The organism is Pseudonocardia sp. NPDC049154, assembly GCF_040648315.1.
In the GTDB taxonomy this organism is placed as follows: Bacteria; Actinomycetota; Actinomycetes; order Mycobacteriales; family Pseudonocardiaceae; genus Pseudonocardia.
In genome coordinates this window covers 20,579-40,156 of the sequence record NZ_JBEZDN010000056.1, presented here as the reverse complement: position 1 = coordinate 40,156, position 19,578 = coordinate 20,579, and the positions used below count along the sequence as shown (strand labels likewise).

Annotated in this window: 21 protein-coding genes, 1 tRNA gene and 1 pseudogene; 10 read left to right on the top strand and 13 right to left on the bottom strand. The window is 75.0% G+C overall.

What is annotated here, in order from left to right; translation table 11 throughout:
- Positions 1-51: 51 nt before the first annotated feature.
- Positions 52-873: a 16S rRNA (cytidine(1402)-2'-O)-methyltransferase gene (gene rsmI, locus AB0B41_RS24420; RefSeq protein ID WP_358207092.1), complete on the bottom strand. Its 822-nt coding sequence runs from the start codon at positions 871-873 to the stop codon at positions 52-54.
- Positions 874-966: 93 nt separating this feature from the next.
- Between rsmI and AB0B41_RS24415 the strand changes: the two genes are divergently transcribed.
- On the top strand, positions 967-2,535 hold the full coding sequence (locus AB0B41_RS24415; protein WP_358207090.1) for a phospholipid carrier-dependent glycosyltransferase: 1,569 nt from the start codon (positions 967-969) through the stop codon (positions 2,533-2,535).
- Between the two features lie 49 nt (positions 2,536-2,584).
- Here the strand turns inward: AB0B41_RS24415 and AB0B41_RS24410 are convergent, their stop codons facing one another.
- A complete protein-coding gene (locus tag AB0B41_RS24410; RefSeq protein WP_358207088.1) occupies positions 2,585-3,415 on the bottom strand; it encodes a DMT family transporter in 831 nt (276 codons plus the stop codon).
- A 106-nt stretch (positions 3,416-3,521) separates the two neighbouring features.
- On the opposite strand from AB0B41_RS24410, the gene AB0B41_RS24405 reads away from it, so the two are divergent.
- The gene (locus tag AB0B41_RS24405; protein ID WP_358207086.1) at positions 3,522-4,136 is read left to right on the top strand and encodes an XRE family transcriptional regulator; all 615 of its coding nucleotides are present in this window, start codon (positions 3,522-3,524) and stop codon (positions 4,134-4,136) included.
- Positions 4,137-4,244: 108 nt separating this feature from the next.
- On the opposite strand, the gene AB0B41_RS24400 is transcribed toward AB0B41_RS24405, so the two are convergent.
- The 6 genes from AB0B41_RS24400 to AB0B41_RS24375 form a co-directional block, all read right to left on the bottom strand.
- Positions 4,245-4,841, bottom strand: coding sequence for a hypothetical protein (locus tag AB0B41_RS24400; RefSeq protein WP_358207084.1), 597 nt, complete (start codon positions 4,839-4,841; stop codon positions 4,245-4,247).
- 168 nt (positions 4,842-5,009) lie between these two features.
- Positions 5,010-5,085 (bottom strand) — tRNA-Ala (locus AB0B41_RS24395).
- A gap of 45 nt (positions 5,086-5,130) precedes the next feature.
- The gene (gene glpR, locus AB0B41_RS24390; protein ID WP_358207082.1) at positions 5,131-6,480 is read right to left on the bottom strand and encodes a gephyrin-like molybdotransferase receptor GlpR; all 1,350 of its coding nucleotides are present in this window, start codon (positions 6,478-6,480) and stop codon (positions 5,131-5,133) included.
- 200 nt (positions 6,481-6,680) lie between these two features.
- Complete coding sequence (locus AB0B41_RS24385) at positions 6,681-7,343, bottom strand: GNAT family protein (protein WP_358207080.1); 663 nt, start codon at positions 7,341-7,343, stop codon at positions 6,681-6,683.
- Between the two features lie 5 nt (positions 7,344-7,348).
- A complete protein-coding gene (gene glp / locus AB0B41_RS24380) occupies positions 7,349-8,578 on the bottom strand; it encodes a gephyrin-like molybdotransferase Glp (protein ID WP_358207078.1) in 1,230 nt (409 codons plus the stop codon).
- Positions 8,579-8,582: 4 nt separating this feature from the next.
- Positions 8,583-9,470, bottom strand: a complete 888-nt coding sequence (locus AB0B41_RS24375; RefSeq protein ID WP_037047620.1) for a UTP--glucose-1-phosphate uridylyltransferase — start codon at positions 9,468-9,470, stop codon at positions 8,583-8,585.
- Between the two features lie 34 nt (positions 9,471-9,504).
- Here AB0B41_RS24375 and AB0B41_RS24370 point away from each other — a divergent pair, with 34 nt between their 5' ends.
- The 4 genes from AB0B41_RS24370 to mscL all read left to right on the top strand — a co-directional run bounded on the left by AB0B41_RS24370 (position 9,505) and on the right by mscL (position 11,817).
- Positions 9,505-10,191, top strand: coding sequence for a 5-formyltetrahydrofolate cyclo-ligase (locus AB0B41_RS24370; RefSeq protein WP_358207076.1), 687 nt, complete (start codon positions 9,505-9,507; stop codon positions 10,189-10,191).
- A 51-nt stretch (positions 10,192-10,242) separates the two neighbouring features.
- Positions 10,243-10,566 carry an FmdB family zinc ribbon protein gene (locus tag AB0B41_RS24365; protein ID WP_358207074.1) on the top strand — a complete coding sequence of 108 codons (324 nt, stop codon included), beginning with the start codon at positions 10,243-10,245 and terminating at the stop codon, positions 10,564-10,566.
- Positions 10,567-10,662: 96 nt separating this feature from the next.
- Positions 10,663-11,346: an SAF domain-containing protein gene (locus AB0B41_RS24360; RefSeq protein ID WP_358207072.1), complete on the top strand. Its 684-nt coding sequence runs from the start codon at positions 10,663-10,665 to the stop codon at positions 11,344-11,346.
- A 51-nt stretch (positions 11,347-11,397) separates the two neighbouring features.
- Positions 11,398-11,817 (top strand): large conductance mechanosensitive channel protein MscL, encoded by a 420-nt coding sequence (mscL, locus tag AB0B41_RS24355; protein ID WP_358207070.1) that lies wholly within the window; start codon positions 11,398-11,400, stop codon positions 11,815-11,817.
- A gap of 37 nt (positions 11,818-11,854) precedes the next feature.
- Here the strand turns inward: mscL and AB0B41_RS24350 are convergent, their stop codons facing one another.
- A complete protein-coding gene (locus AB0B41_RS24350; RefSeq protein WP_358207068.1) occupies positions 11,855-12,028 on the bottom strand; it encodes a hypothetical protein in 174 nt (57 codons plus the stop codon).
- 95 nt (positions 12,029-12,123) lie between these two features.
- Here AB0B41_RS24350 and AB0B41_RS24345 point away from each other — a divergent pair, with 95 nt between their 5' ends.
- Entirely contained in the window at positions 12,124-12,699 is a 576-nt protein-coding gene (locus AB0B41_RS24345) for an Rv0909 family putative TA system antitoxin (protein ID WP_358207066.1), read from the top strand.
- A 76-nt stretch (positions 12,700-12,775) separates the two neighbouring features.
- Here AB0B41_RS24345 and AB0B41_RS24340 read toward each other — a convergent pair whose 3' ends face one another.
- Together AB0B41_RS24340 and AB0B41_RS24335 are read right to left on the bottom strand one after the other, a co-directional pair.
- On the bottom strand, positions 12,776-13,273 hold the full coding sequence (locus AB0B41_RS24340) for a MogA/MoaB family molybdenum cofactor biosynthesis protein (protein ID WP_037047624.1): 498 nt from the start codon (positions 13,271-13,273) through the stop codon (positions 12,776-12,778).
- A gap of 239 nt (positions 13,274-13,512) precedes the next feature.
- Complete coding sequence (locus AB0B41_RS24335; RefSeq protein WP_358207064.1) at positions 13,513-14,859, bottom strand: trypsin-like peptidase domain-containing protein; 1,347 nt, start codon at positions 14,857-14,859, stop codon at positions 13,513-13,515.
- 144 nt (positions 14,860-15,003) lie between these two features.
- Between AB0B41_RS24335 and AB0B41_RS24330 the strand changes: the two genes are divergently transcribed.
- Complete coding sequence (locus AB0B41_RS24330; protein WP_358207062.1) at positions 15,004-15,663, top strand: helix-turn-helix domain-containing protein; 660 nt, start codon at positions 15,004-15,006, stop codon at positions 15,661-15,663.
- Positions 15,660-16,316: an SRPBCC domain-containing protein gene (locus AB0B41_RS24325; protein WP_358207060.1), complete on the top strand. Its 657-nt coding sequence runs from the start codon at positions 15,660-15,662 to the stop codon at positions 16,314-16,316. The genes AB0B41_RS24330 and AB0B41_RS24325 overlap by 4 nt, the downstream gene beginning before the upstream one ends.
- Before the next feature lies 1 nt (position 16,317).
- Here AB0B41_RS24325 and AB0B41_RS24320 read toward each other — a convergent pair whose 3' ends face one another.
- Together AB0B41_RS24320 and AB0B41_RS24315 are read right to left on the bottom strand one after the other, a co-directional pair.
- A complete protein-coding gene (locus tag AB0B41_RS24320) occupies positions 16,318-17,745 on the bottom strand; it encodes a HAMP domain-containing sensor histidine kinase (RefSeq protein WP_358207058.1) in 1,428 nt (475 codons plus the stop codon).
- Positions 17,742-18,440 carry a response regulator transcription factor gene (locus tag AB0B41_RS24315; protein WP_358207056.1) on the bottom strand — a complete coding sequence of 233 codons (699 nt, stop codon included), beginning with the start codon at positions 18,438-18,440 and terminating at the stop codon, positions 17,742-17,744. The genes AB0B41_RS24320 and AB0B41_RS24315 overlap by 4 nt, the downstream gene beginning before the upstream one ends.
- A 345-nt stretch (positions 18,441-18,785) precedes the next feature.
- On the opposite strand from AB0B41_RS24315, the pseudogene AB0B41_RS24310 reads away from it, so the two are divergent.
- A pseudogene (locus tag AB0B41_RS24310) lies at positions 18,786-19,487 on the top strand (metallophosphoesterase); the annotation flags it as partial.
- Positions 19,488-19,578 lie beyond the last annotated feature (91 nt).

Here is a 19,578-nt window from a genome sequence, read left to right as displayed (position 1 = left end):
CGACAAATCTACCGGTTTTTTCCCTATACACCAAACACAAAAAACCCCCACTCACGAGGACTGCAGGGTCGCGTTGTAGAGCTCCCGCTTGGGCACGCCGGCGGCCTGCGCCACCGCGGCCACCGCGTCCTTGAGCCGCTCGCCCTCGGCCACCCGCTCCTGCACCGCCGGCACCAGGGACTCGACGGGCGGGGCCTCGGTGGGGGCTGCCCCGGCGAGCACCACGGTGATCTCGCCGCGCACCTCGCCCTGCGCCCACTCCGCCAGCTCGGCGAGCGGGCCCCGGCGGACCTCCTCGTAGGTCTTCGTCAGCTCCCGGCACACCGCGGCCGCCCGGTCCGGGCCCAACACCTCGACGGCCGCCCGGAGCGTCTCGCCGAGCCGGTGCGGGGACTCGAAGAACACGACGGCGCGGGGCTCGCTCACCAGCTGCGCCAGCCAGCGCGAGCGTTCGCCGCCCTTGCGCGGCGCGAAGCCCTCGAAGCAGAACCGGTCGCAGGGCAGGCCGGACAGGACGAGCGCGGTCGTCACCGCCGACGGGCCGGGCAGGCAGGTGATCGGCAGGTCCTCCGCCGCCGCGGCCGCCACCAGCCGGTACCCGGGGTCCGACACCGCCGGCATCCCCGCGTCGGTCACGACGAGCACGGTCCGCCCCACCCGGACGTCGTCGAGCAGGCGGGGCAGCCGGGCCGTCTCCACCGCGTCGTAGTGGCTGAGCACGGTGCCCCGCACCGGGACGTCGAGTGCGGCGGCGAGCGCCCGGAACCGCCGGGTGTCCTCGGCCGCGACGACGTCGGCGGTGGCGATCGCCTCCCGCAGCCGGACCGAGGCGTCCCGGGCGTCGCCCAGCGGGGTGGCGGCGAGAACGAGCATGCCCCTGAGCCTACGATCGGGCCGGTGGAGCCGATCGGGGCGCGGGCCGGGACCGCTGGGGGCCCGAGGGGTTCCGTGCGGACCGACCGGGTGGTGGACGACGGAGAACCGGAGGTCACGGGGGCCGTCACCGTCGGCACGCCGCCGCCGCTGCGTTCCCCGGAGCCGGATCCCGTCGTCCGGCTCGGGCCGCCGCCGCCCACCGACACCGCCCGCGGCTGGCTGCTCGCGATCACCCTCGCCGTCCTGGGCGGGGTCCTGCGGTTCGCCGGGCTCGGCTACCCCACGGACTCCGGCACCCCCGTCTTCGACGAGAAGCACTACGTGCCGCAGGCCTGGCAGATGCTGCGCAACGGCGGCGTCGAGGACAACCCGGGCTACGAGCTCGTCGCGCACCCGCCGCTCGGCAAGCAGCTGATCGCCCTCGGGGAATGGCTGTTCGGCTACGACTCGGTGGGCTGGCGGGTGGCCGCGGCCTTCTGCGGCACGCTGATGATCCTCATGATCGTGCGGGTCGCGCGCCGGCTCACCCGCTCGACCCTGCTCGGCGGGATCGCCGGGGTGCTGCTGATCTGCGACGGCGTGTCGCACGTGCAGTCCCGGGTCGGGATGCTCGACGTCTTCCAGGCCTTCTTCGTGCTCGCCGCCTTCTGCACGCTCGTCCGGGACCGCGACGACGTCCGGGAGCGGCTCGCGTCCGTCGCGGATCGGATCGGCGACTCCCCCTTCGGCCCGGCGTTGGGCGTGCGCTGGTGGCGGCTGGTCACCGGGGTGCTGCTGGGCCTGGCCTGCGGGGTGAAGTGGTCCGGGCTGTACTGGGTCGCGTTCTTCGGCGTGCTCGTCGTGCTCTGGGACGTCTCGGCGCGGCGCGCGGCCGGTGTCGCGCGGCCCTGGGTGGGAGCCCTGCGCCGCGACCTCGCCCCGGCGCTGTGGGCGCTGCTCGTGGTGCCCGTGCTGACCTACCTGAGCTGCTGGTGGGCCTGGTTCGGCAGCGAGGTCGGGATCGACCGGCACGCCGTCGGCAACCAGGTCGGGACCGGCGGGCCCTGGTCGGTCGTGCCCGCCGCCCTGCGCTCGCTCTGGTACTACAGCGGCCACGTGCTGCAGTTCCACGAGAGCCTGGACACCCCGGTGGGGCACCCGCACCCGTGGGAGTCGAAGCCCTGGACCTGGCCGATGGGCCTGCGCCCGATGCTCTACTACTACGAGTCGAGCGCGTCGGTCGACGGCTGCGACGCCACCGAGTGCACCAGCGCCGTGATGCTGGTCGGCACGCCGGCGCTGTGGTGGCCGGCGATCCCGGTCCTGGCCTGGGGGATCTGGCGCACGGTCACCCGCGCCGACTGGCGCTACGCCGCGGTCCTCGTCGGCTACGCGGCCGGGTTCCTGCCGTGGTTCGTCAACATCGACCGGCAGATGTACTTCTTCTACATGACGCCGGTGGCGCCGTTCCTGGTGCTGGCCACCGTGCTCGTCATGGGCGACATCCTGGGCCGGGCCCGCCGGGCCGGGTCGGAACGACGGCGCACCGGCCTGCTCGTCGTCGGGCTGTGGGTCGGCGCGGTGGTGGCCAACTTCGCCTGGCTCTGGCCCATCCTCGTCGGGCTGCCGATCACGCCCGAGCACTGGCAGGCCGAGCTGTGGCTGCCGTCCTGGCGCTGACCCCCGTGAGTGGCGATAGCTGCTATGGCGACCATCGCCGCTCACGACCTCAGCCGGCCGCCAGGGTGACGCTCGCGCCCACCGCCAGCACCACGCTCACCAGCTGCACGGCCGTGAGGCGCTCGCGCAGGATCGCCCGGGCCAGCAGCACGACCGCGACCGGGTAGAGCGCCACGATCACCGACGTCACGCCCAGGGCGCCGATCCGGGTGGCGAGCAGGAAGAAGACGTTGGCCGCGGAGTCGAGCACTCCGCTGGCGACCATCAGCCGGAGACCGCCCGGCCGGCCCGGCCGCCGGACGGCGGTGAGGACCAGCAGCAACGCCACCGACGCCATACGCCCGAAGACCAGCGGCCAGAGGCCCGAGTCGGCCGGGGTGGCGTCGAGGATCACGAAGAACAGGCCGAAGCCCGCACCGGACGCCAGGCCGAGCAGCACGCCGTGCAGCGCGGCCCGCTCGCGTCGGGAACCGGTGGTGGCCAGCACGATCGCGACCAGCGCGACCAGCATCCCGACGATCGTCCACGGCCCGGGACGCTCGCCGCCGAGGATGCCGACCAGCAGCGGCAGCCCGGCCGCGACGACGGCGGAGAGCGGCGCGACCGTGCCCATCGGCCCCACGGCGAGGCCGCGGAAGTACAGCAGGAGCCCGGAGGCGCCCGCGAGCCCGGCCAGGGCGCCGATCCAGGCCGCCGGGACGCTCAGGCTGCCGGGGACCAGCAGGAGCCCGGGGAAGAGTGCGATCAGCCCGGCGATCTGGGCGACCACGGTCACGGTGAGGACGGGGGCGCGGCGGGCGGCGAGCCCGCCGGCGAAGTCGGCGAAGCCGTAGGTGGCGGCCGAGAGCAGGGCCGAGGGCGCGGCGAGACCGGCGGCCATCAGCGGGGTACAGCGAACTGGACGAGCGGGGACACGACACTGAACTGTACGGACCACTCCGGGGAAGTACAACCGAGTATCCCTGGAGGTACGGCAGAATGGATCGGTGCAGTCCCCCGACGACGTCGCCACCGCGATCGGCCGCAACGTCCGTGCGCTCCGCCAGCAGCGACGGATGACCATCGACGCGCTCGCCGCAGCGTCCGGGGTCAGCCGCGGCACGGTGATCCAGATCGAGACCGCGCGCGGCAACCCCAGCATCGGCACGCTCGTGCACCTCGCCGAGGCCCTGCGGGTCGGCGTGACATCCCTGGTCGACCGCGACGCCACGCCCCGCGTCGTCGTCCGGCGGGCGGAGCAGGCCGTACCGCTGTGGAGCAGCGAGGCCGGGAGCACCGCGGTGTTCCGGATCGGGACCGACCCGCCCGACGTCGTCGAGCTCTGGGACTGGACCCTCGAGCCGGGCGACGCGTTCGACGGCGAGGCCCATCCCATCGGCACCGCGGAGGTCCTGTCCGTGCTGCGCGGCCGGCTCGGGCTGCGGGTGGGAGCCGTCGAGCACGAGCTCGGCGAGGGCGACACGGTGATGTTCCAGGCCCACGTGCCGCATCGCTACTCCGGCGCGGGCGAGGGACCGGTGCGGTTCACGATGGTCGTGCTGCAGCCGGGCGACGCGGGGCTGGTCCCGCCGACCGCGATCGCGCCCGCCGAGCCGGACTGACCGGACGGCACGGTTCCCCGGCGAGCGGCGTGGCGGTGCCGTCCGAGCAGGCGGGCGCACAGCCCCGGGCCGACCTACACGACGGGCCCGCGACCATCGCCCCTCAGCTCAACAGCCGTCGAGGCGCAACGGTCGGTGCACCCGGTCGACGGCGAGGGTCACCGGATCCAGCGTCGAGCGGTAGCCGCAGCCCCGGGCCGGGACGACCTCGACGGTCCGGTCGTCCACGAACCGCAGCTCCGCGGGCGGCACACCCTGGCTCAGCCCCACCCACACCGGCGAGTCCTGGAGGAAGGGGCCGCTGCCCGCACGGGCGCGCACCGAGTACGCCGGGCCGTCCGCCGCGAAGGTCCTCGTCTCCACCAGCGCGAGCCGCACCCGGGAGCCCGGCGGGCCGGGGACCTCCCGGATCGTCGCGAGGCCGGGCGAGAACACGATCGACGCCCAGGTCAGCACCGCCCACACCGCGATGACCAGCACCCCGGCCGCAGCGATCGCGATCCGCCACCCCGTGCGCCGCGCCTGCAGCGCCGCCCACACCGTCAGCAGCAGGATTGTCAGCCCGACCAGCACCCCCGCGTACCAGGGCGCGAGCAGCAGGTGGAAGGGGTCCGCCACGGCCGCCGCGGCGAGCAGCGCGACCACCAGCACCACGATCGCGAGGACGCGGTGCCGGATCCGGCGGGGTGGCGCGGCGGCGGTCATGCCGCCCAGGATGCCCGCCGCGATCCGGCGGCCCGGCACGCCTCGCCGACCGGCTCGGGGGACCGCCCCTCGGGGACGCCTCCCGACCGAACCGGGGACGCCTTCCCGACCGGCTCCGGAGACGACGACGGCCCGGGCGGAGATCCGCCCGGGCCGGGTCGATGATGGTGGTGGAGCTGAGGGGAATCGAACCCCTGACCTTCTCGATGCGAACGAGACGCGCTACCAACTGCGCTACAGCCCCAGGCCTGCAGGCCTTCCGGCCGTGCAGGAGGAACCATATCAGCCGCTATTCACCGGCTGCACGGCGGTAGGCCCCTGCGGGTCCGCGCAGGCCCGCCTCGGTGTCGAGCGGCAGGTCCTCGTCGTCCTCGTCGACGTCGACCAGCTCCGTTCCCGCAGGCAGCGGGGGCGGCGGGGCCGGCTGGAGGCGCGGCAAGGCGGGCTCGAACCCGGCGTCGGCGGAGTCGCCGTCGACCGTGCGGCGCGTGGCCGGGAGCACCCCGACGGGCTCGCCGGTGCCGCGGACCCGGTCCGGCTCGCCGTCGTCGGCGGTCCAGTCCTCGTCCCCCTCGGCGTCGCCCGCGTGCTCGGCGTCGGCCCCGCCGTCGGACTCGTCGTCGTAGTCCTCGTCGTGCTCGTCCTCGTGGACGTCCCGCGGGGCGCCGGCGACGTCGCGGCCGCGTCGAGCCCACTCGTCGAGGGCCGGGTCGTCGGCGGCGGACGGACGGCGGGTGCCGGCCATCCGGGCCGCCCGGCGGGCGCGGATCGCCTCCTCCATGCGCACCTGGCGGCGCAGGTAGACCAGGTAGCCGACGAGCGTGAAGTCGACCAGGGCGTGCACCCACCAGATGGCCGGCAGCACCAGCAGGGCGACGCCCGCCGTGACCACGGCCAGGACCAGCAGCCCGATCACCACGCGCTGGCGGAAGGCGTAGCGGGCGCGGGCGGCCAGGGCGGCGGCCTCGGGGTCGAACCCGCCGCGGCCGGGGCGGAAGGCGGCGGGCGGGCGCTCCCAGCGCCGCTCGTCGGCCGCGGCGTGGTCGCGGGGCTCGGTGCGGGCCGGGGCGACACCCCCGCCGTCGCGGTCCCGGTCCTCCTCGTCCCAGGAGTAGTAGCCCGCGGCGGCGTAGCCCTCGTCCGGGTCGCCGGCGGTCGAGCCGTCGAGGTCGCGCTCGTCGTCGGCCTCGTACCCGTCGGCCTCGTACCCGCGGGCCTCGGCCTCGTCGTCCGCGTACCCGTCGTGGTCGCGGTCGTCGTGGTCGTCGCGGATGTCCTGGTCGTCCCGGTCGTCGGCCGCATCCCGCTCCTCGTGGTCCGCGGGCCCCTCCCGCTCCTCGCGGGCGGCCTCGCGGGCGGCGGGCACACGGGTCTCCGGGCCGGGTCCGGTGCTCGTCGCGAGAGTGCCGGCGGCCCGCTCGTCGTCCGTGTCCATCCCGTACACCTCCAGGGTCCGGTGCCGCACGGGCCGCGCGAGCACCCGGCCGGAGAGCGCGGCCGGACTGGGCCGCACGACCTCCTGCTGACGCCGCGCGACCGCCGGGACGAGGATGAGCAGCCAGATCACCACGAGACCCGCGAAGATCAGCGAGCTGGGCACGGCTGCTTCCTCCCCCCGAACGGCGCAGTCGAGACGCATCCCCTCCGGCGGCCGGAGCCAAGATCACGCCCGGACTCCCCACGGTAGTGAGCACGAACGTGGGATCCGGCCAGCGACGCGCCGTCATCACGCACGGGTTCACTGATTCCCCCGGGACGGTTGTGACGGATGGTGCACCGGTGAGCACTGCCCGCGACGACGCACCGTTCCGGGCGCCCCGCACCACCCGTCGGGGGAGATCAGGCCCGGGAGGCCCGCCCCTCCGCGACCAACCGCGCCGCCAGACCGCCCGGCGGCAGCTCCTCGACGGTCTGCGCGAAGCAGAGATGGTCGCGCCAGGCCCCGTCGACGTCGAGGTAGCGGCGGAAGAGCCCCTCCTCGCGGAAGCCGAGCTTGGTGAGCACCCGCAGGCTCGGCCCGTTCTCCGGGCGCACGGTCGCCTCCAGGCGGTGCAGCCCCACCGGCCCGAAGCAGTGGTCGACGGCGAGCGCCACTGCCGCCGTCGTGACGCCCTTGTTCGTGACCCGCGCGTCGCACCAGTAGCCGACGTAGGCCGAGAGCAGCGGCTCGCGCACCACGTTGCCGATCATCACCTGGCCGACGAGCCGGCCGTCGAGGGTGATCGCGAACGGCAGTGCCGCCCCACGTCGCGCGGCCGAGCGCAGCAGCCACCAGCGGCCGGGCCACTCTCCCGCCGAGTTCCGCCGGGCCCAGCCACCCGGGGTCGACGGTTCCCACTGGACGAGGTGCTGCTGGTCGCGGATCCGGATCTCCGACCAGGCCGAGCCGTCCGAGAGCTTGACCGGGCGGAGCTCGACCCGCCCACCCGAGACCGTCAGCGGTCCGAGCCGCGCCGGCCAGCCGGGGTGACGCCCGGCGTACTCGGGCAGCGTGTGGGCCACCGGGGCTACCGGCGTGCGGAGAGCAGGCTGACGTCGACGCGCTCGTCCACCGTGACGTCCGTGCTCTCCTCGGGCACCGTGATCAGCGCGTTGGCCTCGGCGAGCGTGGCCAGCAGGTGCGTGCCTCCGGTGGCGAGGGGCTGCACGAGGTAGTCCCCCGACGCGACCTCGCGCAGCAGCCGCCCGCGCAGGTAGGAGCGCCGCCCGTGGGGCGACGACACCGGCGAGGTCAGCCGCGCGGACACCAGCCGGCGGTACGGGTCCGGCATGCCGAGGCCGAGCCGGATCAGCGGCCGGACGAACACCTCGAACAGCACCAGCGCGGTGGCCGGGCTCGACGGGAACAGGAAGGTGGGCACCGCGTCCCGCCCGAGCCGGCCGAACGCCTGCGACGACCCCGGCGACATCGCCACCCGGGTCGTGTCGATCTCGCCCAGCCCGGTGAACGCGGCCTTGGCCTCGGCGCCGGCGTTGCCGCCCGCGCCGCCGCACACCACCACGACCTCGCTGAACGGCAGCATGTCCTCCACCGCCGACCGCAGCTCGCGTGCGTCGCACCGGACCAGCCGCGGCGGGCGCGGGAGCTCGGCGCCGGCCTCGCGCGCGGCGGCCGCGAGGGCGTAGGAGCTGACGTCGGGCACGTGCCCCGCCGAGGCCGGGCGCGAGACGTCGACCAGCTCGTCGCCCATCGAGACGACGGAGACCCGCGGGCGCGGGTGGACCAGCACCTTGTCCCGGCCGGCGGCGGCGAGCAGCGCGACCTGGGCCGCGCGGATCACGTCGTTCCGGCGGACGGCGACGTCGCCCGGCTGGATGTCCTCGCCGACCCGGCGCACGTACGCGGCCGACGGCACACCTCGCGTGACCTGCAGGCGCGCGGAGCCGCCGTCCGTGTGCGCGATCGGCAGGACGGCGTCGGCCAGCGTCGGCAGCGGCGCGCCCGCACTGACCCGGACGGCCTGCCCGGGCTGCAGCCGCAGCGGCTGACGCGAGCCGGCCGGGATCTCGCCCACGACGGGCAGCCCGACGGGCTCGGCCTCGCTGCCGCCCACGACGTCGACGCTGCGCACGGCGTAGCCGTCGATCGCGGCCTGGTCGAACCCGGGCAGGGCGCGGGAGGTCACGACCTCTTCGGCGCTGCGCAGACCCTGGGCGTCGGAGATCGCCACGCGCACGGGCGCAGGCCGGACCGCGATCTCCAGAACGCGTTTGAGCTGCTCGTCGACACTCCGCACGGCGTCAGTTTTCCAGGCGCTCCTGCAGCCAGGTGCGCAAGGACGCGCCGTAGTCCGGGTGCTGGAGGGCGAAGTCGACGAACGCACGGACGTAGCCACCCGGGTTGCCGAGGTCGTGCCGGCCGCCCCGGTGGACCACGATGTGGACCGGGTGGCCCTCGTCGATGAGGAGCTGCACCGCGTCCGTGAGCTGCAGCTCGCCGCCGGCGCCGGGCTCGATCCGGCGGAGCGCGTCGAAGATCGCCCGGTCCAGCACGTACCGGCCCGCCGCGGCGAAGGTCGAGGGCGCCTCCTCGGCGGAGGGCTTCTCCACCATGCCGTGCACCTGCTTGACGTCCGGGTCGCCGGTGTCGCTGACGTCGAACACCCCGTAGGGCGAGATCTCCTCCTTCGGGATGTCGAAGGCGCACAGGACGCTGCCGCCCTTCTCGGCGCGCACCTCGATCATCCGGTTGAGGACGCCGGTGGGCAGCACGATGTCGTCCGGCAGCAGGACCGCGATCGCCTGCTCGTCCTCCGCCAGGGCCTGCTCGGCCTGGGCCACCGCGTGCCCGAGCCCCTTGGGCTCGTACTGGTAGACGGTCTTGACCTCGATCAGGCCCGGCGCGCGCTGCACCTTCTCCAGCAGCGCCTCCTTGCCGCGGGCCTCGAGGGTCTTCTCCAGGTCGGGCGCGGCCTCGAAGTACCCCGCGACGGACTCCTTGCCCGGCGAGGTGACGATCAGCAGCTGCTGTGCCCCGGCCTCGGCGGCCTCGGCGGCGATCAGCTCGACGCCCGGGGTGTCGACGACCGGCAGCAGTTCCTTCGGCACGGCCTTGGTCGTCGGGAGGAAACGCGTGCCCAGGCCGGCGGCGGGGACGACGGCCGAGCGCAGGACGGAGGGCTGGCTCATCCCGCGAGCCTATCGGCGCCGTTAGCGTGGACGGGTGCTGGAGCGTGAAACGGGCCCCGAACCGGGTGCCCACGCGGCCGCGACCCCGGTCGGGGCGACCCCGGGTGACGGCACTCCGGCCCCCGACGTCGCCCGGCGGAAGGCCGCGCTGCGCGCCCGGTTGCTGCGGGCCCGCCGCGCGCTCACGGCGGAGCAGCGCGCCGCCGCGGCGGAGGATCTCCGCGGCCACGTGCTGGAGCTGGCCCAGGAGCTGCGCGACGGCCCGGTGTGCGCGTACCTGCCGATCGGTGCCGAACCCGGCTCGGTCGCGCTGCTCGACGGGCTGCGCGCGGCCGGCCGCTCGGTGCTGCTGCCGGTGGTCCCGCCCCGGCCCGGGCCGCTGGACTGGGCCGCGTACACCGGCCCGGACTCCCTCGGCCCCGGCCCGCTCGGGCTGCGCGAACCGACCACGCCCCGGCTCGGACCGGCCGCCCTGCGCACGGCGGTACTGGTCCTGGTGCCCGCGCTGGCGGCGGACCGGACCGGGCGACGGCTGGGCCGGGGCGGCGGCTACTACGACCGCACGCTCGGCGCCGTGCCGGCGGGGGTGCCGGTGGTGGCGCTGCTGCACGACGGCGAGCTGCTCGACGAGGTACCGGTCGACCCGCACGACCGCCCGGTCACGGGTGTGGTGCTGCCGACTCCCGGGACCGTCGTGACGGGGAACAACGGACGGGGCTGACGGGTTATGCTGGCACTCGCTCATACAGAGTGCCAGTTTCCGGAGGATCACGTGCCGACCTACCAGTACGCCTGTACCGCTTGCGACCACCGGCTCGAGGCCGTGCAGTCCTTCTCGGACGACGCGCTGACCGAGTGCCCGGCCTGCGGCGGCAAGCTGCGCAAGGTCTTCTCCTCGGTCGGGATCGTGTTCAAGGGCAGCGGCTTCTACCGGACCGACAGCCGGTCCGGCTCGAGCAGCGTGAGCTCCTCGAGCTCCTCGGACGGCGCGAGCTCCTCCTCGGAGTCCTCGTCCGTGAAGTCGAACTCCGGGTCGGGTTCGAAGTCCGACTCCGGCACATCGTCCACCAGCGCCCCCGCCGCGGCCGCGTCCTGAGCCCTCCGGGGCGGGAGTTGTCCACACCCCGCCCCGTTCATCCACAGGCCTGCGATTCGGCCCGGATCACTGCGTGCCCGGCCTAGCGTCGCGGGCATGGCAGAGCGACGCGCCCGACAAGGGCCGGGCGGCAGCGCGGGCGGGACGTCCCCGGTCGAGACCGTGGCGGCCTTCCTCGGCAGGGCGAGCTGGCGCCGTGCAGTGCTGGTCCGCCGGTGCCTCGCGGGTGTGCTCGTGGCCGTCGCCGCCGTGCTCGCCCTGTCCCCCGGGGGCGACAGCACGACCGAGGTCGTCGTGGCCGCCCGGGACCTGGCGCCGGGCAGCGTGGTCGCCGCGGCGGACCTGACCCTGGCGACCTGGCCCGCCGAACTCGTGCCCGCCGGCGCCGTCGGCGTCGCCGCGGCCGAGGGCCGCGTCCTGGCCGGTGCCCTGCGCGCCGGCGAGCCCCTCACCGATCTCCGCCTGGCCGGCGCCACCCTGGCCGCGGCCGCCACCGGCCTGCCCGACGCCGCCGCGGTGCCGGTCCGCCTGGCCGACCCGGACGTTGCGGCATTGCTCACACCCGGTGTCCGGGTGGACGTCGTCGCGGCCGCACCCGAGGGCGGCGAACCGGCAGTGCTGGCCGACTCCGCGGTGGTCCTGACCGTGCTGGAGCCCGGCGGCACCCCCGCCGGGAGCAGCGCGCGCGGCCGATCGGCCCTGGTCGCGCTGCCGCGGGACCTCGCGACGCGCGTGGCGGCCGCGTCGCTCTCCGATCAGGTCGCCGTTACCCTCCGTTGACGGTAGTGATCACGTCAGCAGACCCGTCGGTCACCGGAGGGGAACCGAACCGTGCTCAAGGGCTTCAAGGACTTCATCCTGCGCGGCAACGTCGTGGACCTCGCGGTCGCGGTCGTCATCGGCGCCGCGTTCACCGCGATCGTCACGGCGTTCACGAGCAGCATCATCCAGCCGCTGCTCAACGCCATCACGCCGCCGGACGTCCCGGCGCTCGGCGTCCAGCTGCAGGCCGACAAGCCCAGCACCCTGATCAACTTCTCCGAGGTCATCGCGGCGGCGATCAACTTCCTCATCGTCGCGGCGATCGTCTACTTCGTCTTCGTGCTGCCGATCCAGACGATCAAGAACCGCCGCAAGCGGGGCGAGGAGCCGGGTCCCGCGGAGTCGACGGACGTCGAGCTGCTCGCCGAGATCCGCGACCTGCTCAAGGCGCAGACCAACTCCAGCAGCAACGGCCGTCACCAGGCCTGATCCCGGCCCCGACCCGCTCGGGACCCGCGGAGGAGGCCTACCGGTCCTGGTCGTGGTGCGGCGGGCGGTTCGCCCGGTACCACTCCTCGTCCCGCTCGCGCTCCCGGTCGGCCGGGCGCGGTTCGTCGAGCTCGTCCCGGGTGACGTCGGGCAGCGTGTCGCCGAAGATCTCCGCGAGCCGGCGACGCACCCCATCCGGCAGTTCGGCCATTCCCCCATGCTGCCAGGCCACATCGGAGCCGGTTCGGTGCCACCATTGGACGGTGGACGCCGGGTGACCGGGTGGCGAACAGGAGGGGGAGCCCCATGACCTTGCAGGACAAGGCCGAGGAACTTCTCGACAAGGTCAAGGCGTACCTGCGCCAGGCGCAGGAGTGGGCCAAGCCGTACCTGCACCAGGCGCAGGAGAAGGCCGGGCCGTACCTGCACCAGGCGCAGGAGAAGGCCGGGCCGTACCTGCACCAGGCACAGGAGAAGGCCGGGCCGTACCTGGACAAGGCCTCCGAGAAGGCGGCGCCGTACGTCGCGAAGGCCAAGGAGAAGGCCGGGCCCTACGCCGAGCAGGCGCGGGAGAAGGCCGGCCCGCTGGTGGAGAAGGCGGCGGAGAAGGTCGACCACGCCACCGGGCACAAGTACAGCGACAAGATCGGCACGGTGAAGGGCAAGGTCGGCGACGCGCTCAAGCAGAGCGGCGCCCCCGGGTCGGCGACGACCACGGCGACGGCCGCCCCGACCGCGACCGCGGAGCCGACGACCCCGGCCCCGCCCTCGCCGACGCCGACCGCGCCCACCGGGTCCACGGCAGCCACTGAGTCCACCGAGGCCTCGACCTCCGACGCGCCCGGGCCGAAGCCGGGAACCGGTACGACCCCGTCCGTCTGACGTCCCGCGCCCGGGCAGCGTCGCCCGGGGCCAGGGGCCGCCGTCGAGCCGTCGAGCCGTCGAGGGCCGGCGCGCGTCAGGCGTCGAGGCTCGACAGCTCGCTGATCACGTGCGTGACCAGCGGCGACAGCGTGGCCATGCCGTCCCGCACCGCGGCGCGCGAGGAGGCCAGGTTCACGACCAGGGTGCTGCCGGAGATGCCGACCAGCCCGCGGGAGAGCCCGGCGTCGACGGCGCCGGCGGCGAGCCCAGAGGCCCGCAGCGCCTCGGCGATGCCGGGGATCGGGCGGTCGAGGACGCCGGCGGTGGCGTCGGCCGTGACGTCCCGCGGCGACACCCCGGTGCCGCCGACGGTGATCACGAGGTCGACGCCGCCGATCACGGCGGTGTTCAGCGCGTTGCGGATCGCGACGGCCTCGCCCGGGACGGTGACCGCGCCGTCGACCACGAAGCCGGCCTCCTCGAGCAGCTCCGCGACCAGCGGCCCGGTGCGGTCCTGGGTCTCGCCATGGCTGACCCGGTCGTCCACGATCACCACGAGGGCACGGCCGAGCTGCGGGGTCGCCATCTCCATGCGCTCACCGTAGTGGGCCCGGCACCGGCGGGCGCCCCGGGTGGTGGGTTCGGTACCCGCCCGGACAGGGCGGGACCGCGCCGGCGCTGGGAGGGGGTGCCGGCACCGACGCGGACCCTGTGACCGCGTCGCGGGGCACCACGACACGGACACCTCCATCATGACCCGAAATGCGCCCCGCGCGCCGCTCCCGGACCGGATCTGCGCCGGTTGACTCTTCCCAATCGGCCGGTCGGCAGCTAGCTCGGCTCGCCCGCGAGGGTGACGGTGACCTGACGGTCCGCGAGCGTGAGTCCGACCTGCTCACCGGGCTCGTGGTCGCGGATCGCCGCGACCAGCTCGTCACCGTCGGCGATGGGCCGGTCGGCGACCCGGAGCACGACGTCACCGGGATGGAGCCCGGCCTGGGCAGCAGGCCCACCGGGTGTGACCTGCCCCACGACGGCGCCGCCGCTCGCCGGCTGCCCGACGCCGGTGACCGTGACCCCCAGGACCGCGCGGGTGGCGCGGCCGGTGCGGTTGAGCTCGTCGGCGACGCGCCGCGCCTGGTTGACCGGGATCGAGAACCCGACGCCGATCGAGCCGCCCTGGCTGCCCCCGGTGCTGGCGATGGCCGAGTTGACCCCGACCACGCGGCCCTGCAGGTCGACCAGGGGACCACCGGAGTTGCCGGGGTTGATGGGAGCGTCGTGCTGGACGGCGTTGAGCACCGTCGCCTGCCCGCCCTGCTCGCCGCCGACGCTGACCGCACGGTCGAGCGCGCTGACGATGCCGGTGGTGACCGTGCCGTCGAGGCCGAGCGGCGCGCCGATCGCCACGACCTGCTGCCCGACCCGCAGGGACTCGGAGTTCCCCAGGTCCGCCGCGGTGAGCCCGCCCGCGCCGTCGAGCCGGACGAGCGCGAGGTCGGAGCCGGAGTCACGACCGGTGATCCGCCCGGTGAAGGCGCGACCGTCCTGGAGCAGGGCGGTGATCGTGCCGCCCGTGGCCGCGGCCGACACCACGTGGTCGTTGGTCAGGACGAGGCCGTCCGGGCTGAGCACGATGCCGGAGCCCTCGTCCTCGCCGGGACCGCCGCCCTCGACCTTGAGCAGCACGACGCTCGGCAGCACCTTCTCGGCCACCGCCTCGACCGGCGTGAGCTGCGCGGACGCCGGGTCGGCCTGCGGCAGGGGCCGGCCGAGCGCGCCGGCGGACACGCTCTGACCGGCGAGGGTCCAGCCGATCCAGCCACCGGCCAGCCCCGCGAGCAACGCCACGACCACGGCCGCGGCCGCCAGCGGGGCGTAGCGGCGCACGCGCCCGGATCGGACGTCCCCGGGCGCCACCGGCGCGACCGGCGCGGCCTGCGCCGCGAGCGGGTCCGGCGGCGGGAGCGGGGGCGCGACCTCGTCCGGCTCGATCAGGGCGTGCCGCCCGGTGTCGGTCAGCGGGTCGGGCAGGGGCAGACCCTGCGGCGGGGTCGGCTCCCCCGGGTCCCCCGGGTCCGGAGACGCTCCCACGCTCCCCTCGGAGGTCTCGTCGGGCGTGCGCCCGGCGGCGTGCCGCCCTCCGGCCCCGTGGCCGGAGCGCTCGTCGTCGGTCATCCGGGTCCCGTGCTCCTCGCTCCGACGGGCGCGTCCGCGGCCGCCGCCGCGACAGGGTAGGCGGGAGTGCGGCCCGTGCGCCCGGCGACTCCGACAACAACTCCCTCCTTGACAACATTTCTTGTCGGTGCCAGCGTGGTCGCCGTGACGAACCGGGGCGCGGCCGGGACCGCGGTGATCCAGGACGGGGCGGCCGCCGCGGTCGCGCTCGACCCGGTCCGTGCCCGGCTGCTGCGGGCCCTGCGCGAACCCGGCTCGGCCACCTCCCTCGCCGCCGAGCTGGGCCTGACCAGGCAGAAGGTGAACTACCACCTGCGGGCTCTGGAGACGCACGGCCTCGTCGAGCTGGTGGAGGAGCGGCGCAAGGGCAACATGACCGAGCGCGTGCTGCGGGCGACCGCGAGCGCGTACGTCGTGTCCCCGCAGGCCTGGGCGCTGGTCGCGCCGGACCCGGCGCGCGACCCGGACCGGCTCTCCGCACAGTGGCTGCTGGCCCTCGCCGCACGGCTGCTCCGCGAGGTCGGCACGCTCATCACCCGGGCCGGCCGCAGGCGGGTGGCCACCTTCGCGATCGACGGCGAGGTCCGGTTCGCCACCGCCGCCGACCGGGCGGCGTTCGCCCGCGAGCTCGGGGAAGCCGTGAGCACCCTCGTCGCCCGCTACCACGACGGGGCCGCACCGGGCGGGCGCCCGCACCGCCTCGTCGTCGCGCTCCATCCCGCCCTCCCGGACGCCGATCCCGCGCCGGGGACCGCCAGCCAGACCGACACCGAGATCACGACACGCACCGAGGAGTCGCCGTGAGCCGCCCGTTCGAGATCCGCCGCGAGGTGGTCCTGCCCGCGAGCCCCGAGGAGGTCTGGCGTGCGATTGCCACGCCGGAGGGGCAGGCCGGGTGGTTCATGACCTCCGACCCGGAGGAGGCCGGTGCCGAGATCGAGGAGGACGCGCCGAACCGGCTCGTCCAGCGCTTCGGCACCCAGGCGATCGAGTACCTCGTCGAGGCGCGCGACGGCAGCAGCACGGTGCTGCGGTTCGTCCACAGCGGCATCGCGGAGGACGACTGGGGCGACGAGTTCGAGACCATGACCGGCTTCGGCTGGGACCTCTACCTCTTCACCCTCGGCGAGTACCTGCGCCACTTCCCCGGCCGCCCGGCGGCGTACGTCGAGGCCGAGGCGCCGAACACACCGGAGGCGTGGAAGCGGATCCTCGCCGCCCTCGGCGATCCGGCGGAGGGCGACATCGTCGAGATCCTGGGCGCCTCCGGTGTGGTCGACAAGCGCACCGACCACTACCTCGGCATCCGCACGTCCGACGCCCTGATCCGCTTCCACGAGCGGTCCCTGATCGGGATGCCCGTCGCCGTCGGGGACCACGACTACACCCCGGGCCTCGACGTCGGCGCGAGGACCGCGGAGTGGACGCGCTGGTTCGCCGACACCGTCCGGGGCTGAGTCAGCCCGCGGCGCGCTCCTCGGGCGGCAGGACGTCCCCGCGACGGCCGGGCAGCCGCAGCGAGAGCAGCGCGCCGCCCTCGGGCGCGCGGCCCGCCCAGGCCGCGCCACCGTGGCGCACCGCCACCTGCCGCACGATCGCCAGCCCCAACCCGGAGCCCGGCATCGTGCGGGAGGTGTCGGCGCGGTAGAAGCGCTCGAAGACGTGCGGCAGGTCGGCCTCGGCGATGCCGGGGCCCGAGTCGGCGACCTCGACGACGATCGTCCAGTCGTCGAGCGGCACCATCCGCAGCCGGACGGTTCCGTCGGGCGGGCTCCACTTCACGGCGTTGTCCAGCAGGTTCAGCACGGCCCGCTCGAGCGCGGTGGGGTCGCCGACCAACGTCCACGGCACCAGGGAGACGTCGAAGCGGAGGTCGCCCGCCCGCCGACGCACCCGCTCCAGGGCCCGCTCGACGACGTCGGTCATCTCGACGGGCTCGCGGGGCACGGCCGGCGCGTCCTCCCGGGCCAGCTCGGTGAGGTCACCGATCAGCTGGGTGAGCTCCTCGACCTGCGCCCGGACGTCGGCCAGCATCTCCTCGCGGTCCTCGGCGGGCAACGTCGGGGCGCCCGGCCTGTCGGCGGCCGCGAGCAGTTCGAGGTTCGTGCGCAACGACGTCAGCGGAGTGCGGAGCTCGTGGCCGGCGTCGGCGACGAGGCGCCGCTGCTGCTCCTGCGACGCCGCCAGCGCACCGAGCATCTCGTTGAAGCTCTGCGTGAGCCGGGCGAGCTCGTCCGACCCGCTCACCGGGATCGGCCGCAGCTCCCCCGTCGCCGTCACGCGCTCGGCGGCCGCGGTGAGCCGCTGCACCGGCCGGAGCCCCGCACTGGCCACGGCCACGCCGGCGAACGCGGCGAGCACCACGCCGATGCCGCCGATCACCGGCAACGCCGTGGCCAGCTCGGACAGCACGGCCTGCGTGGAGTCGAGCTTCTGCGCGATCACCAGGGCCCGGCCCTCGCCGGCCTCGACCGCGACGACGCGGTACCCCGCCGCCGTCCGGAAGCTGTCCTCCTCGTCGCCCCGGGCGACCTCGAGCTCGGCGTCGCTCAGCGGCGGGGCGGAGGCGGGCCCCTCGGCGGACTGCGCGAAACCCGAGCCGTAGACCAGCGCGACGCGGATGTCCCCGGCCCCCAGCACCTCCGGCGGGATCGTCGAGATCAGCTCGGGCTTGGCGAGCTCGCTCTGCGCCGCGGCCGTGGCCCGCTGGTAGAGGTTGTCGTCCAGGGTCTCCAGGATGCTCTGGCGCACGATCAGGAAGGCGGCGAGCGAGACCAGCACGACGACGCCGGCTGCCACTGCGGCGGCCAGGATGCCGATCCGCGCGCGCAGGCTGACCCGGTCGAGACGCTCCCGGACCGAGGGCCAGTGCCCGCGCTCGGTCACGGCGGCGTCTCGCGCAGGACGTAGCCCACGCCGCGCACGGTGTGGATCAGGCGCGGCTCGCCCTCGGCCTCGGTCTTGCGCCGCAGGTAGCCGATGTAGACCTCGAGCGCGTTGCCCGTGGTCGGGAAGTCGTAGCCCCAGACCTGCTCGAGGATCTGCGCGCGGGTCAGCACCCGGCGCGGGTGCGAGAGCAGCAGCTCCAGCAGCGAGAACTCGGTGCGGGTCAGGCTGATCGGCCGCTCGCCACGGCGCACGTCACGGGTGTCCGGCTCGAGCGAGAGGTCGGAGAACTCCAGCACCTGCGACTGCCCGGCGGCGGCCGCGATGTCGTCGACGGTCCGGCGCCGCAGCAGGGCGCGCAGCCGGGCCAGCAGCTCCTCCAGCGCGAACGGCTTCGGCAGGTAGTCGTCCGCACCGGCGTCGAGGCCCGCGACCCGGTCGGACACGGCGTCGCGCGCGGTGAGCACGAGGATCGGCAGCTCGTCGCCGGCCGCGCGCATGCGCCGGCAGACCTCGAGACCGTCCAGCCGAGGCATCATCACGTCGAGCACCATCGCGTCCGGCCGCTGCGTGTCGACGGCCTCGAGCGCGGCCAGCCCGTCGCTCGCGAGATCGACCTGGTAGCCGTTGAAGGCCAGCGAGCGGCGCAGCGACTCGCGCACCGCACGGTCGTCGTCGACGACGAGGATTCGCATGGCCGCCAGTCTCGCGCGGCGTTCTGAGAAGCGTCTGAGAGGCCCCTGTGACGCTCGTCCGGTTCGGACGATTCGCTCTGCGTGGATCCCGGGGTGGGTTTCGTCGCGGGCATCCTCGCCCTCCTCGCCCTCCTCGCCCTGACGCACGGGTACCTCTACCTGCGCGTCGTGCGCGACACCGTGCGCTCGCGGCAGGGCCGCGTGATCGGCGCGGTCGTCCTCACCGTGCTCGGGCTGTGCACCGCGAGCGCCTTCCTCACCCGGCGCGTGCTGACGGCCGAGCAGGCGGCACCGCTGAACCATGTCGGTTACCTCTGGTTCGCCCTCGCGCTCTACGCCGCGCTGATGCTGGTGATCGGCGAGGTGGTGCGCCTGGTGCTGCGCGCGACCGGGCGGCCCGACCCCGAGCGACGGCGGTTCCTCGCCCGCGCGATCGCGGGCACGGCGGGCGTCGTCGCGATCGGCACCGTGACCTACGGGGCGGTCGAGGCCCGGCGGCCGCGGGTGGAGCGGCGCGAGGTCGTGCTCGACCGGCTCGATCCCGCGTTCGACGGCTTCACGATCGCCGCCGTCTCCGACATCCACCTCGGGCCGCTGGTCGACGGGGCGGACCTGCGCGGGTTCGTCGCCACGGTCAATGCGGCCGGGCCGGACGTCGTCGCCGTCGTCGGGGACCTGGTCGACGGGCCGGTGGCCGATCTCGGCGGTCACGCCGAGCCGCTGCGGGACCTCGTCGCCGACACCTACTTCGTGACCGGCAACCACGAGTACTTCTCGGGCGCGACGGAGTGGACGGAGTTCCTGCCGACGCTCGGGGTCCGGGTGCTGCGCAACGAGCGGGTGACGGTGCGGCGGGGCACGGCGACGCTCGACCTCGCCGGCTGCGACGACCGCACGGCCGCCGCCTCGGGCGTCCCGGGGCACAGGTTCGACCTCGACCGCGCCCTCGCCGGACGCGATCCGGCGGTGCCGGTCGTACTGCTCGCCCACCAGCCGGTGATGGTCGACCGGGCCGCGCGGGCCGGCGTCGACCTGCAGATCTCCGGGCACACCCATGGCGGGCAGCTCACGCCGCTCACCCACGTCGCGCTGTCCGACCAACCCGTTCTCGCCGGTCTGACGAAAGTCGGCGGGACCT